Here is a 15,686-nt window from a genome sequence, read left to right as displayed (position 1 = left end):
CTTCACTACTTCTCCTGGTCGAAAAGTGGTGATGCATTCACCGCTAGAACCTACCGGGCCTAATTCGGGCCCAAAGTGCCATAAACCTAGTCACTTTCTCATCTGATACTCGTTGGGGCATCCGTTAGAGCCGCAAAAACTCCACCCCATTGCATCGGCGCAACGCCGACGCAATGGGGTGGAGTGAGATGTCCTAGCCAAGGTCGGCTAAGACTGCTGCAACTAAGGGCAACTTAGCTGTTCGGACGCTTGCCGTGGTTAGCCTTGTTCTTACGGCGGTCCTTGCGCTTACGGCCACGCTTGCTCATAGCTGGGCTCTCTTTCTATCGGATTAAACAGGTATCAACCGGTATAGATTACACGGTAAGGGTGTAAGTCTATTAATTAGACGGTGGTGCTGGTGCGAGTACGGCGGGTGCGACCACGGTTGCGGCGACGCTTCAGAGCACGACGCTCGTCCTCGCTCATGCCGCCCCAAACACCGGCATCCTGGCCGGTCTCGAGTGCCCAGGCCAGGCACTGAGCGGTAACTGGGCAGCGGTTGCAAACGACCTTGGCCTTTGCAATCTGTGCGAGAGCCGGGCCGGAGTTACCGACCGGGAAGAACAGCTCGGGATCTTCTTCACGACAAACGGCCTTGTGACGCCAATCCATGACAAACTCCTAAAACGTGACATGCCCGGGTGTGGGCTGGGTGAATTTCCTTGCGGGAAGGGCAGTGGCCGACAACGGATTTCACCGGGCACGACTAATGAAGCCGAGACCAGTGAGAATCGGGGGTTCGTTCCCGGGTGCCCAGAGACGGGGTGATTAGGCAACTTTGGACTGGTTGCTTATTCGCTTACCTGCCACAGGTGGCAGTAGTTGGTGCGTACCAAATACTTTGTGCCTAAAAATTGCGAGACTGCATGATTGCACATTGAGTGAACTTCACGCTTGTCCCGCCGACGGATTACATATTTTCATGAGTGAGCGGTTTCGTAAAGGGCAAACTGAATAAAAGTGCCAAACCTCACAGAAAAGTTAAGTTTTGGTTAAAACCCCTGGTTAAAAGCAGCCCCTTTAGGGGGTAATTTTAGTTTTGGAGATTGCAGCACCTAGAGGGTATGGGGCCAGACAGGTGATGAGTAAACAATCGGTGAAAGTTTAAGTAAGCGTTACTTTGCTGTCTGTGGGCTAACTCAACGGTCTACGGAACCGGTCGATGACTCGTTTTGTCACCACATTGAACAAACGCGCGTCCATCGGACGGGATGCAACATTCTTGGTGAACTGGCCCTCCGTGTAATCGTCGGCAAGCGCGACAATATTAAGTGCCCCCTGGCGAACTCGCAACGTGAGATGCTCGCGCTGACCGATATACTCGCCGTCCAACTGGAGTCGGAGCGGGGAGGTGGCCTCGAGGTGAATCACGTGGGCATTGTCGGCCCGGCGTTCGCGATCTTCGACCTGGAAGGTAGTGCGCAGGCGCGTCAGCGATCCGGCCAAGTTAGCTGCGGCGATAAGCCCTGGCATACCTTTCAGCGAGGTAAAGCCGTAGAAACCGAGTCCCTGGCGAACGGAAAGGGAAGGGTTGGTGACAATCGGCAAGTCGCCGAGGAAAGTCCATGGATTGGAATTGGAAACCACAGCCATGGCTAGGTCGCGTCCCAGCTCTTTGCCGTCAACGGTAGCGGTGATGCTCGGTGGATTGCGGCGCAGCTCATTCCACACACTGAAAATAGTCGGAATGTAGCGTGCTGCACTTGCGCGGGTGCCGTTTTCCCGCAACTGCTCCATCGCGGCAATTACTTCGGCATCAATGCCGATGCCGGCGTTGACCACAAAGCAGCGGTCCGCAGCGTGGCCGACGCTAATTGTGCAGCACTTACCGGCTCGCAAAAGGCTTGCGACGAACCAAGCGGCATCCACTGGATCGCGCGGCATTCCCAGGCAGCCAGCGAGCACATTCGCGCTACCGGTGGGGATGATGGCGACAGTAGGCAGCTCATCTGCAGGGCGCGCGCTAAACGGGTCGGAGTTCATCAGCCCGTTGACTATTTCATTGATGGTGCCGTCACCACCGAGACAAATGATGACGTCGAAGTCCTCGTTTGAAAGTCCCGCCACCATTTCCTCGGCATGGCCGGGGTAAGCAGTAAATTTCGTCGTCAAGCGCATTCCATCGACGGAGCGCAACGCTCGGACCATACCGGGCATACGCGAAGCGGTATTGCTGGTGGAGTTGGGATTCGAAATTAGCAACGCACGCACAGGCTCCAAGACTAGTGCAAAGTGCGGTAGCCGTCGGGCTAACATGTAGGGCGTGAGTAACCAGAAAAACAGCAGCAATGCCCCCGCAGCTCGGTCGGATGCTCAGTTCGCAGGCCCGATTGCAGCGCCGCAAATTGTCATGACCGGCGCTTGGATTGGTGTCGTCGAATGTGTCCTGGGCTTGGGATACGGTGTCTTTCTTCTGATTCGCGATCTTATGGGGTATCGCGATGAGGCTGCGGTGATTTCCGGATGGGGCACCGCGTTGTGGTTTTTCCTCATCTTTGGTGCCGTCTTGGCCGGTGCCATCATGCTGCTGCGCGGTGCAAGGTGGGGTCGTGGCCCCATCATCATGCTAAACCTGTGCTTGCTCGGCGTTTCCTATTACATGTTCCGCTCCAGCGCGTTCGTTCTGGCTATTCCTACTGCCGCAGTATCGATTGCGGCGCTGGCATGCATGTTTAGCCCGAAGGCCATTGACTGGGCAGCGCGCTCGATGTAATTAGGTGAAAATCGAAACCGGCTGTAAAAGCACAACCGGTTTTATGCCTCGATTGCGAAGGCATCAATTGCGGCGTCGTGCTGCACCAGCAGCGTGTCGCCGACTACAGCGAGCCGAACGGGGACTGAAGCGTTGGAGCCCGCAAATCCCATCCCGTCCGGCAGTGGTAGGGTGCCAATAATCTCGCGCGTCTCACTATTGATTACGGCGATTCCATCGGCGACAGGCATCAAAATATGCTCGCCCCAGGGGGCCGGGGTGCCAACGGCCTCGGGAAATTCGAAGGCCGACTCCAGCGTACTCGGCCTAAATCCCATCAAGCCACGCGGAGACCACCAGGTCATCTGGTGCGGCAGGTCAGCGGTAAACGCCGCGCGCGGCTCGTCCGAAGTCGGCTTCTGACTCGTTGCATCTGACTGAGCTGGGCGCAACGCGGTGTCCTGCAGCGCAGTATCGCTGAGCTGAGTGCCGTCTTCCCGGAACACGCGCACACGATTGTCCGACAGCACCGCCGCGGATTTTTGGCCAATCGCCACCAGCTGCATATCCGAGGTCATCGGCCCAAGGTCAATATCACTCTTGACCTCTGGTTTCCTGGACTCCTTCGGGTTGGCGTCCTGCATCACCAGGCGAGCCCTCCCATTGCAGTTATTAATCACGGCCAGCAGCTCCACACGCGTTTGAGCACTGACAATCGAGCAATCCGCGTGCGGCTGCAGATCCGGCTCCGGAGTCGCAGGAATTTTGCCGTACTCAACGACACGCACAAGGTCGGTGCGCCACAGCTCCAGGAAATCGGAGTTGTACACGCCGGCGTAGGAGTTGGAGCGCACGGCAATCGGGCTATCCGAGGAAATCGACCTGCGCGTGGCCGCATATTCCCCCGTCTCCGGCTTCAGCGCCACAGTCTCACCGCAGCCGGCCGGGCCGCGGAATGTCGCGTAGACCAGGCCGTCACTGCCCGAGAGCGCGCACAGGGGAATATCTCGACGGTAGTGCCAGCGCTCGGTGCCGTCGTGAAGCGAAACGGCGCGCACACCGCTGTCTTCAGCGACGATGAGGGAGGTGCCCAGCACCAGCGGCGTGGGGGAGGTCAGGTGCGAATCCGTGCTTGACGACGTCGCGGTGGACCACACCGGATTGAGCGCACGTGGCATGGCTGCAGGGTCGCCCGCCACCGGCGATTGCCCCATGGTGCTGGCGGTGGCGGCCGATTGACTGCGGTCGACGTTGCGGGCGGGCGATGACCACCACGTCCACCCGATGACCAGGACTACTGCAACAATGATGAGTGCTGATGCGATGCGATTGCGGCGTAAGCGAGTTGATGCGTCCGAGTCCACTGCGCGAGTCGAGGTGGGGAAAGGCACGTAGCAGGTCCTGTCAACGAGTTGTCGGTGCTTAAGGTCGGGTGATGGTGGAAGTGGCTAACTGCGCGGTCGGCGTGGGCGGCGGGAGCCAGACCGACGCGGCCGTGAGCCATGACCGCCCCTGCCGCCGTGGCCCCTTGGCGGGCGAGCGCCGAGTACCGGACGCGGTGGTCCGACCTTCTCCTCGATGCCGTCGGGGATATCCAGCGCTTCCGCCAGCTCTGGGGAGGTTGAGAACCACGTGGGAATCTCGGCCATGTCCAAATCGAGAGCGTCAGAGATCATCTTCCACTTGGCGGTTTCATCCCAGCCGACCAAGGTGACTGCAACGCCGCTGTGTCCAGCACGACCGGTGCGGCCAATGCGATGGACGTAGGTCATTTCATCATCGGGGACCTGGTGGTTGATGACGTGCGTGACATCGTCGATGTCAATGCCGCGGGCTGCGACATCGGTGGCGACCAGCACGTCGACATCACCATTGCGGAACGCGGTGAGAGAGCGCTCACGGGCGGGCTGGCCCATATCGCCATGGACGGCGGTGACTAGGAAGCCACGCTCGCCGAGCTGCTCGGCAACGGAGGCGGCACCGCGCTTGGTGCGGGCGAAAATAATGGTGCGACCGCGACCGCGGGCTTGCAAGATGCGGGAGATAACCGCGACCTTATCCATCTGATGAGACTGGAACACGATCTGTTTAGTGGTCTCATGAATCGTGGCTTCTTCCTCGCCGGATTCAGCGCGGATATGGACCGGGCGATTCATGAATGTGCGGGCCAGCGTGAGGATTGGCCCCGGCATGGTGGCCGAGAAGAGCATGGTCTGGCGCTCAGTGGGCACGGCAGCCAAAATCTTTTCAATATCCGGCAGGAAGCCCAAGTCCAGCATCTCGTCAGCTTCATCGAGGACCAAGATTTTGACTCCGGAGAGCTCCAGATTGCCACGCTGGTAGAGGTCAATCAGACGACCCGGCGTGCCGACGATGATGTCGACGCCCCGTTCAAGCTGGTCAATCTGCTCTTCGTAGGGACGTCCACCGTAGATGGTGCAAATGCGCAAGTCGGTCGACTGCGCCGCGCGGTGAAGATCCTCGCCGACCTGGACACACAACTCGCGGGTAGGGACAATAATCATTGCCCGTGCAGTGCCATCGGGCTCTGGAATACGAGCATCGTCGAAGACTCGGTCAATCAGTGGGACACCGAAGCCCAAGGTTTTGCCCATTCCGGTGCGAGCTTGGCCAATGATGTCGGTGCCATCGAGGGCCAGCGGCAGCGTGAGTTCCTGAATGGCAAAGGTATGGGTAATGCCTTCGTCCGCGAGTGCGTCGCAAATCTCGGCGGCGACTCCCAATTCGACGAATGTCGGGGACTGAGACTCTGCCACGGCGACTCCTTCACTGCTCAAAGACGGCATATTGTATTCGTTTACGGTCAGCCCTAATCCTAGCTTCTTTGGGAATGGTTATGATGTCACCTATGGACATCACTATTGGATTCGCAGAAAACACACGCGAGCTGAACATCGAAAACGTCGCCGGTGGTGAAGAGACTAAGGCGAAGATTGCTGAGAAGCTGGCGAGCGGCGAAGGCCTGATTGAGCTGACCGACGCTGCAGGTTCTTCGTACCTGATTAACGTTGACAAGGTTGCTTACGTGCGTACCGGCAGCGGTTCTGACCGAAAGGTCGGCTTCTTCGCCTAATGTCCGACGAACCCTTTCTCGTTCGCATTGCAAGACAGTGGGGCTGGCGGGCATACGCCATCCCCGTTCTTATAGTGCTTACCGTCATCATCCTCGTTGATATCTTCAGCGCTGATGGCAGCTCGTCAGGTGCGGGCGATGAGACCGTCGCCTCGCAGCAGGGCAGTGGCCGGTCAGGCCCGGTTCCGGGTAAGGGATACGGTGACGGCTTCGAGAATGGTCAACTGCCACCGGGGCCTGACTACGCCACTAAGTCTTCGGGCACGTTTAAAGACATCACTGTCGTACATCCGCGCGTCGGTGAGGGGACAAACCACAAGGTTACCTATGCCGTCGAAATGGAAGACAACATTGATGCTCCGTCGGTAGGCGGGGAGCGCGCTTTTGCCGAAACTGTGAAGTCGATTCTGTCCGATCCACGTGGGTGGACTGCAGACCCGAGCTACTCGTTTGAGGCTGTCCCGCGCGATAAGGAACCGACGTTGCTGGTGCAACTGGCCGCCACGGAGACTACTCATCAGCTGTGTGGCAATAGCCTGGAGGTGGAGACGTCCTGCTACTTGTCTGGTCAAAAAGAGGGCGAGCCGGGTCGGGTGATTGTCAATATCGCACGGTGGACCAGGGGAGCGCTGCCTTTCCAGGGCGACTTGGGGCTCTATCGGCAGTACTTGATTAACCATGAAGTCGGTCATGCTCTGGGGTATGCGGCTCATGAGCCCTGCCCGTCAGATGGCGCGGTCGCGCCGATTATGATGCAGCAAACCCTCAGCGTGTCCAATGATGAATTGAATTCGTTGGACGAAAATGAGGTCTATCAGCGCGATGGTAAGACCTGTACCGTCAATGGCTGGCCGTATCCGTTCGGTGCCGACGATGTCGTCGCCGCTCCGACTCAGAAAGTGAGGCAGTAGCAGCACATGAGCGCCACTCCTCCTGACCATGTTCTCAACGCCTTCGGCGCCGAGGGCGAGCCGCGTCGCGCCGGGCGCGCGTGGGATAACGGCTGGGTCTACGACGATTCCATCGTGCTGTCGGCCGTGCGCAACTCGGCGCAGGCACTCTGGTCTGCAAAGGTACGCAGCACACTCGATGTCGATGGTGTGCGCGTTGCCAACTCCGTGCGTACCAGCGACGGGCGCTTGGTCATTGCCGGCTGGCAAGCGCGGCATTATATTCCCGGCGACTTTGCCCCGCGCGCCGACGAAACCATCGTCGCCGCAGGTCGCGTCGAAGAGGGGCTTGCTGGCGTGGCACGTCCGCAGTTTCTCTCTGATAAGGAAGAGGATTACTTCCGCAAGTGCGATCGCGCAGCATGGTCTGCCGACCCCATTTCTATTCTCGAGGAGATGCTCGATCCCAACAGCGTCCCACGTGCCGATTGTGCCGAGGCGCTCACCATCGCCGGCGACCTATTGCAACTTCGCGAGGAACTGGTCGTGCCAACAGAGCACATGCAGGTCTGTCACGCAGATCTCGTCGGCACGCTGCTTTACGACGGCACGGCCGCCCCGGTTTTAACCGACATCGTGCCAGCGTGGCATGTTCGCGGTTGGACCGCGGCGCTGGCAGCCGTGGATTGCCTGGCCATGGTCGGGGCGGATGAAGAGCTATTGCGTCGTTTTGATCATCTGCCTGATTTTGGTCAGCTTTTGGTGCGTGCGATGTGCTACCGACTTTTCGTCCACGCCGTCTGTCCGGAGTCTCAGCCGGGTGCCTACCGTGGACTTTTCCGTGCTGCGTCGTTGGTTCGCGCTTTTGTGAGTAACTAGTAGTCTCGGTGCTCCCTTGGTAGGAGGGGGGGGGACATGGGAGCGCCGTGAGCTGGGGCGGGGGTAATTTCCACCTAATTCGCATATGTGTTCGAATATGGATCCGGTGAATGTGCCACAATGGTGCACATGATCTTAGAAGGCATGCCGAAGGTCCGGTTCGTCCAGGAAGAACCGCCTAGTACCAGGCAGTGGGAAGGCACTGCGGTAGAGGGGCTTTTCCCTTCCCGTAATCAGGCATTGGTTGCGGGGCGAACTGTGTGCCAGCAGCCAGTAACCCGTGTTCTCGGAGGCCCTGGTACGGGTAAGAGTTCGCTGTTGGTGGATCTGGCAGTGGACTACATTGAGGCCGGTATCCCAGCGGACAGCATTGTAGTGATTTCGCAGTCAAAGGAGTCCGCTGCGGCGCTGCGGCGTGATTTTGACCGGCGGTTTGCTTCCTCAGATTCAGAAGTTCGTGGTGCCGGTCAGGGTGGGATGATCCGTGCGTTGCACTCTCTTGCATTTGCGGTGGTGCGGGACGCAGCGGTCAGCCGCGGGGAGCCGGAGCCATCACTGACCACTGGTGCCAGGCAGGATGCCGTGGTTCGTGAGCTGTTGACTGGGCATGCTGAAGACGGTGGTGCGTATTGGCCAGAGAGGTTGCGTCCGGCGCTGCCATTGGTCGGCTTTTCCAGGGCCGTTCGTGATTTCCTGCTGCGTGCCGCAGAGCGAGGAGTAGATGCGCAGCGCCTGCAGCAATTGGGTGCGGATTATGGCATTGAGGCCTGGAGCGCTGCCGGTAAGTTCATGGCGGAGTACCAGCAAACAATGCGCTTGGCGTGGGAGCCCAGCTTGAATGCCGCTGAGATCGTTTCTGCTGCATTGGCTGAGCTTGATGCTGATGAAGAGGCGCTTTCGCGGTGGGGCAAGTCGGTGGTTTTGGTCGATGATGCGGAGCATCTGTCACCGGAAGCAGCACGGCTGGTGGATAGGTTTGTGCAGCACGCAGCGGTGGCAGTGATTACTGGTGATGAAGACCAGTCGGTGTTGCATTTCCGCGGTGCTAGTAATGACTATCTCCGGGCATCCGGCGACGACGCCCAGCAGATACTGCTCAAACAGTCCTACCGCTGCCGCAGTGCTATTGCAGATGCGGCTAATTCGGTATCGGAGAAGTTGCCTAAGCCGCCTGCTTACCGCGGTATTGTCGGTTTTTCAGGCGATGAGGTAGGGGAAGTGACCGCTGATGCAACTGCCATGAATGGCGCCGTGCGCATTGCCATCCACTCTTCAGAGCGTGCACAGCGGGCAACTATTGCTGACTTCTTCCGCCGTCTTCATATTGATGAAGGCCTGGCGTGGCGGGACATGGCAGTCATTGTACGTTCTGGAGCAGGGGAATCATCGCTGTTTCGAGCTCTGTCGCGTGCAGGTGTACCAGTGCAGATTGACCCGACAGACATCGTCCTGCGTCATCAGCGTCTAGTCCGTGCGCTGCTGGTTGCGCTGCGCGCCACTCTCAACCAGCTCGATGATGTGGAATGGGAGGAATTCCTCGCGGGACCATTGGTCAACATGGACCCCATTGTGAAGGAGCGGTTGCTGCGTGGAATCCGTAAAGCGGATTTGTACGGCGAATCAGCAATGTCGCAGTTGATTGACATTCTGCGTGCGGAAACGCTTACCGCAGAGCAGGAAGAACTGATTGCATCGCTGTCTGAGCGTGAGCGTCAGGCTCTATCCGTACCGGTGGAGCTGTTGCGGGGTGCGCGTGCTGCGCTGCGCGATGGTGTGGAAGCCACGCTGTGGGCAATTTGGCAGGCTACTGGGTTGGCAGATCACTTGATGGCCGCATCACTGCGAGGTGGCACGGCGGGAGCGTCGGCGGACCGGGATCTGGATGCTGTCATGGCGCTGTTCGACTTTGCAGGTGACCGCGTTGAGCTAAACCCTAAATTGACTGTCTCTGGTTTCATCGCTTCGGTGGAAGAGCAGGAGCTGCCCATCGGTACTCGCGATCGCAGCGGAATTGAACGTGATGCCGTTCGTATTCTCTCGGCGCACTCTGCGCTTGGCCGCCAGTGGGCTGCAGTGGCTATTGCCGATGTCCAGGAAGGACAGTGGCCCAGCCTTGGCGTGACCGGTTCTGTGATGAAGCAAAACGAGTTCATTGGGCTGCTTGATTATGGGATTGAACCACACGAATACATCAATTCAATCTCAGATGCGCTGGCAGAGGAACGCCGTTTGCTGCATGTGGCCGTCTCCCGCGCAAGCCAGCATGTGCTGCTTACCGCAGTCGACTCACCGGAGGATGTCGGAGTCCCCAGCCCCTTCGTCATGGAATTGGCGGAGAAATTTGGAGTCACAAATCCGGAACAGGAGGTGTCGGCCGCAGGTACTGCTGAAGATGCAGCTGATGCTGAAGGCCAGGAATCTGTTGCGGTAGAGCGGTTAAGTTCGGGGTTGCCTCGCGTTTTCTCTGTGGAATCGTTGTTGGCAGAACTACGGGCGGCTGCCGTTGATGATGCAGAGACTGAGACGCGGCGTCGTCAAGCAGCACGCCAGCTCGCTCGATTGGCTGAGGTGGGTGTGCCGGGGGCGCATCCGGACTCGTGGTGGGGCTTGCGTGCCCCGTCGACCGCTCAGCCGCTGGCGCAGGAAAAGCCTGCGCGAATCTATCCCTCCAAGGTGGAAGCGACACTCAGTTGTCCCCTCAAGGCCATGATGGACAAGCCGGTGGCGACCTCGGTAATGCACTTGGGTTCGCTGTTCCATCTGGCAGCAGAAGCTCTGGCCAAGGGCGTGACCGTGCCCGAGGCTCAGCAGGAAATTCGCCGAGTTTATGGCGAATTGTCGGACGCCCCGGATTGGCGCAAGCAGCAAGAGGAAGAAGTATGGGTAGAAGCGCTGGAAAATTGGCAGCGATGGATTGAAAATCAGAAGGACTTGGGAACTGAAGTTCCAGTGAAGGTCGCCGTTACTGATGACATTGTGATTGTCGGTCGAATTGACCGCTTGATTGAAGATGTCGACGGCTCAATCCAGATTGTGGACATCAAGACAGGTAAGCACGCACCGACGGGTGACGAGGTAGAGAAGCATGCACAGTTGGCGACATATCAGTTAGCGCTGTCGAAGGGTGAAGTTGTTAAGCGTGACGGCGGTATGGCGATTGTCAGCGGTGATGGAGTTGAACAATCCGGGGCCTATCTCGTGTTTCCACGGATATCCAATAAGAAAACGATTATTACTACCAGGCAGCAGGCTCAACAGACTCCGGAAATGCTGGAGACCTGGGAAAATCGCGTGAAGCAAGTAGCTTCCGCTGTGACAGGTCCGCGTGCGCTGGCCTTGGCTGGAGATCATTGCAAGTACTGCTCGTTGGCAAAGGCATGCCCGGCAGCAGAAGGGAAGCGGTAGGGATGTCTCAGGAACGCACCATTATTGACCCAGTAACTCTGTCCGAGATGATGGGACAGGAGTTTCCGCCGACAGAGCAGCAAGCGGCTGTTATCGGTGCCCCGATGGAACCTATGCTTGTCGTCGCTGGCGCTGGCGCTGGCAAGACAGCGACCATGGCGGCACGTGTGGTCTGGTTGGTTGCCAATGGTTTTATTCGGCCAGAGGAAGTCCTCGGGCTGACATTCACCCGAAAGGCCGCTCGTGAGCTGGGCGTGCGCATTCGACAGCAGCTCACTCGACTGGCTGCATCAAAGGCATTCCGTGCCCAGGCTTCTCCTGAGGTCTTAGCAGCACTCGAGGTTATTGCGCCGACCACGCTGACCTACGATGCGTACGCATCGGAAGTCGTGGGCAATTATGGTCTACTGCTTCCTACCGAACCGGGTGTGAGCATTATGGACGGCGCCACGCAATGGCAGCTGGCTTGGGAAGTCGCCCGGAGTGCAAAGACTGTCGAAGCTGACATGGCGCCAGTGACGCTGGCCACGAACATCATTAAGCTCGGTGAGAATATCGACTCAAATCTGTCTTCCGCCACTGCAATTCGGGAGGAGACAGAAGCTTTCATTAAAAACATCGAGCAGACACCGAAAAAGGGCGGCAAGGGCGACGGCCTGCTTAAGGGCCTGCAGGATATCGTTGATAAACAGCGGGTTCGACTCGAGATTCTGCCGTTCGTGGAGCAAGTGCGTCAGCGCTGCAACGAAGAAAATGTCGCCACCTTCGGTATGCAGATGGCGCGTGCTGCACGCCTGGCCACCGAATTTGACGAAGTGGGGCAGGGGGAGCGGCGTCGCTTTAAAGTCATCATGCTCGATGAATACCAAGACACCTCACACACCCAGCGTCTGTTCCTCCGCGCGCTGTTTTCCGGTTGTTGTGTCACGGCCGTGGGGGACCCGATGCAGGCCATCTACAGTTGGCGTGGCGCGACTGCAGAAAACCTGGTCCAATTTGTTAACGACTTCCCGCGCTCAGATGGGCAGCCAGCAGAGAAGAAACAGCTAACCATTTCATGGCGTAACCCGCAGTCGGTGTTGCAGCTGGCTAATACGGTGTCGGACCGCGCTTTTGCCGGCTATCCGCGCACCGTGGAAGCACTCAACGCAGGTCCGAAGGCCGGCGAGGGCGAAGTCCAGTTGGCTTTCACCATGACCTGTGAAGAAGAAGTGGCATTTATCGCCGACTGTATGGAAGCAGAATTGCGGGAATGTGAAACAACGGGCAAAAAGCTCGATGCTGCAATCTTGGTGCGTACCAACGCTGAGTCACCCGTCTATCTGGACGCTCTATCTGCGCGGGGTGTTCCGGCTGTCATCGTGGGGTTGGCAGGTCTGCTCAGTCTGCCAGAGATTATGGACGTCACCTCGGTGATGAAGGTGCTGGTAGATCCAAGCTCCGATGCCGATACGTTGCGTCTCCTGCTCAGCCCCAGGTTCAATTTTGGTGCGGCAGATATTGAGGCCCTGCGCACCCGCGCAGGTCAGCTCGCCGCTGTCGGACAGGAACAACGCGAACAGCAAGCTGAAAATTTTGGTGAGCGCACTCCGCTGGAAGAACTCGCGGAACAATACGACAAGCTTGTAGAGGAGGCCATCAGGGAAAGGACTGTCATCGGCCTTGGCCATGCAGTCGCGGACCCGGATATTCGCTTTGCCGACGGAACCCCGTTGGCACGTGGCACCGTTGAGGAAAATGGCCCATTGACGTGCAGCGATGCGCTGAACTATTCGGATGAGGCCATGATTCGGCTTGCTGAATTGGGTGCCAGCCTGCGTAAACTGCGTCGCTTCTCGTTGAATAAGTCCCTGCCTGAGCTAGTTGAAGATGTAGCGACCGAATTTGGTATTCGCGTCGAGGCAGCAGCGGGACAGTACGGTGAGGCGACCTCTATTACCCGGCCTACAACAGCCCATTTGGACAAGTTCGTCGACATTGCCGCGAGCTACTCGCAGAACATCTCTGATGATGTAACCGGTTTCCTCAACTACTTGGAGTTTGCCGCCGAGCATGACGGAGGACTTGAGCGGGCTCCCATGAGCGTTCCGGAAAACTGTGTGCAAATCATGACGATGCACAAGTCCAAGGGGCTGGAATGGGACACCGTTGCCGTGCCCGGTATTACAAGCGACAAGTTCGATCAGCCGAAACTGTATTCCTGGCTAACCACTCCAAATATGTTGCCACCTGGAGCAATCACGCAGGTCGCGCCATTGGCAGAGCAGTTCGCCGACGACAGCACCACAGTTCAGTTGTCGGTGGGGGACTGGGCACCAGTTGCGGATTCGGTTGATAGCGATGCGCCGGAGCTGGATATTTCGGGCAGCGATAATCAGACTGAGCTCAATAAAGAAATCAAGGCTTACAAGGAACAGCTGCGAGACATGCTGCGCGAAGAAGCACAGCGACTTTTCTATGTAGCGCTTACTCGTTCGGCGAAGAAACTGGTTATCACAGCAAGCAGGTGGCCAAAGCCAAGCTTGAAGAACCCCTCGGAGGCCTCAACTGACTTCAAGGCTATTGCCGAGCAGTTCAGCCACTATGTGACATCCTGGGCTGACGGCGCTGACCCGGTTGTCGAGGAAACAGAGCCGAACCTCGACTGTGACAGCGCTGTTGATGGTGTCGTCTGGCCAGTCGATACCCTCGGACAGCGGCGCGACCGAGTTCAGCGCGCTGCCGACAGCGTGAAGTGGTACCTCAAGAATGAACACGATGAGGCACCTATTTCCGGTGACCTTTCCGAGGTTTGGGAGACGGAAACGACCATTCTCGTGGATGAAATCCGCCGAGCACGCGCTGCTGAAATTGAGCTACCCATGCCGACAAGCATGTCCACCAGCGAGTACCAGTCCATGATTGCAGATCCGGTCGCGTTTGCTCGTCGTAAAGCGCGCCCGGTGCCGTTTAAGCCGAACCGCTTTGCGCGACGCGGCACGGCCTTCCACGCCTGGCTGGAAAACCGCTTCGGTGCGCACAGTCTGCTCGATGATGAAGACTTGTACAGCGACAACTTGGATGATTTCCTCGGCACCGAACAAGGTGCGTCTGAGCGTGAGCTAGAAAAGCTCAAGACCAATTTCGAGGCATCCGAGTGGGCGCATCGCACGCCGCGTTTTGTCGAGGTTCCTTTTGAAATTGCCATTGGTCAGCGACGCGTCGTTGGGCGTATCGACGCCGTCTTTAACCACCAGGGCAAGTGGAGCGTCATTGACTGGAAGACCGGCCAAATGCCCAAGGGTAAAGACCGGTCAGTTGCGGCTTTGCAGCTAGCGATTTACCGCTTGGCGTGGTCGGATCGCCTTCGCGAAATGGGCGAGGATGTGGCGCCAGAAGATATCGAAGCAGGGTTTTTCTATGTCTTAGCCGGTCGTACGTTGGTCCCGGATGAAGCATTATTGCCAAGCAGGATAGAGTTAGACAGGAAAATGCGCGAGCTGATTGGATAGTCAACTCCATACGTGACTGCAGCTAGAGCACACGTTCTCAGCGACAGTTCGGAGTTTCCAATTTCACCGAAATAGCACTCACGAAAGGCGGGCGAGAGGCGGTTGCGAAATCCAATTCGTAGGACCTCTGGATACGAAACCGGACTCAATGATTTGCCCGGTCACGCGCTGCTGGGAGTCATCGGCCTGCCAGAGTCTGCGCCGAAGAATCCATGGCGGCTGATTACCCGTCGTCTGAACTATGCTGCAGTCTTGCTTCTGATTGCCTCGGTTGTGGTCTACTACGACCGCAACGGTTATACGGAAGATCTCACCTTCATTGATGCCGTGTATTACTCGGCGGTCAGTTTGTCCACGACAGGCTACGGTGACATCACCCCGGTAACGCAGCGGGCCAGGCTGCTCAACATTTTGATTATCACACCACTGCGTGTGGCCTTCTTGGCCCTCTTGGTCGGTACGACCTTGACGGTCTTGACACAGGAATCGCGAAAAACTCTGCAAATTCAGCGCTGGAGGAGACAGTTGCGCAATCACACCGTAGTTATCGGATACGGCACCAAGGGCCGTTCTGCCATCGCTGCTCTTCTGGCCGACGGCGTTGACCCAGCGGAAATTGTCGTCATTGACACGGACAAAGAATCACTGAATCAGGCATCTAACCAGGGCTTGGCGACGGTGCATGGGTCGGCGACTAAATCCGAGGTGCTGAAGTTGGCCGGTATCCAGCGAGCGCGGTCGGTGGTTGTCGCACCGAATAAGGACGATACCGCTGTGCTGGTCACTCTATCTGTACGTGAGCTGGCCCCAGGTGCATCGATTGTGGCGTCGGTACGTGAGTCAGAAAACCGTCACCTGCTGACACAGTCCGGTGCTGACCAGGTGGTTATTTCTTCTGAAACCGCAGGTCGCATGCTGGGCCTGGCCACAGTGACACCTTCAGTCGTGGAGATGATGGAGGATTTGCTGAGCCCTGATGAAGGCTTCTCCGTGGCAGAGCGATTGGTGACTGAAGAGGAAATTGGCGCCAGCCCGCGTCACCTCGCTGATATTGCGCTGGGTGTGGTGCGTTCGGGTGAGCTGTACCGTATTGATTCGCCAGAGTGTGAATCGGTCGAGCCTGGCGATCGCCTGCTCTATGTCCGCCGCGTGTACAGCAACGACGAATAACGCCAGCACCAAAGCGTCAGCAA

The 15,686-nt window shown here is 57.8% G+C and carries 11 protein-coding genes; 7 read left to right on the top strand and 4 right to left on the bottom strand.

Annotated elements, in window-relative coordinates; all coding sequences use genetic code 11:
* Window positions 1-384: 384 nt before the first annotated feature.
* On the bottom strand, window positions 385-654 hold the full coding sequence (locus Q4E11_RS09395) for a WhiB family transcriptional regulator (protein WP_016422223.1): 270 nt from the start codon (window positions 652-654) through the stop codon (window positions 385-387).
* A gap of 522 nt (window positions 655-1,176) precedes the next feature.
* Window positions 1,177-2,253, bottom strand: coding sequence for a diacylglycerol kinase family protein (locus Q4E11_RS09390; protein ID WP_303165371.1), 1,077 nt, complete (start codon window positions 2,251-2,253; stop codon window positions 1,177-1,179).
* Window positions 2,254-2,305: 52 nt separating this feature from the next.
* Between Q4E11_RS09390 and Q4E11_RS09385 the strand changes: the two genes are divergently transcribed.
* On the top strand, window positions 2,306-2,755 hold the full coding sequence (locus tag Q4E11_RS09385) for a hypothetical protein (protein WP_303165370.1): 450 nt from the start codon (window positions 2,306-2,308) through the stop codon (window positions 2,753-2,755).
* Window positions 2,756-2,796: 41 nt separating this feature from the next.
* Here Q4E11_RS09385 and Q4E11_RS09380 read toward each other — a convergent pair whose 3' ends face one another.
* The gene (locus Q4E11_RS09380; protein ID WP_303165369.1) at window positions 2,797-4,125 is read right to left on the bottom strand and encodes a hypothetical protein; all 1,329 of its coding nucleotides are present in this window, start codon (window positions 4,123-4,125) and stop codon (window positions 2,797-2,799) included.
* A 57-nt stretch (window positions 4,126-4,182) separates the two neighbouring features.
* On the bottom strand, window positions 4,183-5,541 hold the full coding sequence (locus tag Q4E11_RS09375; protein ID WP_303165368.1) for a DEAD/DEAH box helicase: 1,359 nt from the start codon (window positions 5,539-5,541) through the stop codon (window positions 4,183-4,185).
* Window positions 5,542-5,603: 62 nt separating this feature from the next.
* Between Q4E11_RS09375 and Q4E11_RS09370 the strand changes: the two genes are divergently transcribed.
* The 6 genes from Q4E11_RS09370 to Q4E11_RS09345 all read left to right on the top strand — a co-directional run bounded on the left by Q4E11_RS09370 (window position 5,604) and on the right by Q4E11_RS09345 (window position 15,663).
* Window positions 5,604-5,828: a DUF3107 domain-containing protein gene (locus tag Q4E11_RS09370; RefSeq protein WP_303165367.1), complete on the top strand. Its 225-nt coding sequence runs from the start codon at window positions 5,604-5,606 to the stop codon at window positions 5,826-5,828.
* Entirely contained in the window at window positions 5,828-6,739 is a 912-nt protein-coding gene (locus tag Q4E11_RS09365; protein WP_303165366.1) for a DUF3152 domain-containing protein, read from the top strand. Before Q4E11_RS09370 ends, Q4E11_RS09365 begins: the two co-directional genes overlap by 1 nt.
* Before the next feature lie 6 nt (window positions 6,740-6,745).
* A complete protein-coding gene (locus tag Q4E11_RS09360; protein WP_303165365.1) occupies window positions 6,746-7,597 on the top strand; it encodes a TIGR02569 family protein in 852 nt (283 codons plus the stop codon).
* Between the two features lie 129 nt (window positions 7,598-7,726).
* Window positions 7,727-11,002, top strand: coding sequence for an ATP-dependent DNA helicase (locus Q4E11_RS09355; protein WP_303165364.1), 3,276 nt, complete (start codon window positions 7,727-7,729; stop codon window positions 11,000-11,002).
* Between the two features lie 2 nt (window positions 11,003-11,004).
* Window positions 11,005-14,493 carry an ATP-dependent DNA helicase gene (locus tag Q4E11_RS09350; protein WP_303165363.1) on the top strand — a complete coding sequence of 1,163 codons (3,489 nt, stop codon included), beginning with the start codon at window positions 11,005-11,007 and terminating at the stop codon, window positions 14,491-14,493.
* Window positions 14,494-14,595: 102 nt separating this feature from the next.
* The gene (locus Q4E11_RS09345; protein WP_303165362.1) at window positions 14,596-15,663 is read left to right on the top strand and encodes a TrkA family potassium uptake protein; all 1,068 of its coding nucleotides are present in this window, start codon (window positions 14,596-14,598) and stop codon (window positions 15,661-15,663) included.
* Window positions 15,664-15,686: the final 23 nt, after the last annotated feature.

This window comes from Corynebacterium sp. (assembly GCF_030532195.1).
Classification (GTDB): Bacteria; Actinomycetota; Actinomycetes; order Mycobacteriales; family Mycobacteriaceae; genus Corynebacterium.
The sequence above is the reverse complement of the archived record's forward strand: the minus strand, read 5'-3'. Positions and strand labels throughout refer to the sequence as shown.

Bases quoted from the DNA above. Each gene is read 5' to 3' on its own strand.
- Q4E11_RS09395 (WP_016422223.1), bottom strand. From the start codon at position 654: ATGGATTGGCGTCACAAGGCCGTTTGTCGTGAAGAAGATCCCGAGCTG.
- Q4E11_RS09375 (WP_303165368.1), bottom strand. From the start codon at position 5,541: ATGCCGTCTTTGAGCAGTGAAGGAGTCGCCGTGGCAGAGTCTCAGTCC.
- Q4E11_RS09370 (WP_303165367.1), top strand. From the start codon at position 5,604: ATGGACATCACTATTGGATTCGCAGAAAACACACGCGAGCTGAACATC.
- Q4E11_RS09365 (WP_303165366.1), top strand. From the start codon at position 5,828: ATGTCCGACGAACCCTTTCTCGTTCGCATTGCAAGACAGTGGGGCTGG.
- Q4E11_RS09360 (WP_303165365.1), top strand. From the start codon at position 6,746: ATGAGCGCCACTCCTCCTGACCATGTTCTCAACGCCTTCGGCGCCGAG.
- Q4E11_RS09355 (WP_303165364.1), top strand. From the start codon at position 7,727: ATGATCTTAGAAGGCATGCCGAAGGTCCGGTTCGTCCAGGAAGAACCG.
- Q4E11_RS09350 (WP_303165363.1), top strand. From the start codon at position 11,005: ATGTCTCAGGAACGCACCATTATTGACCCAGTAACTCTGTCCGAGATG.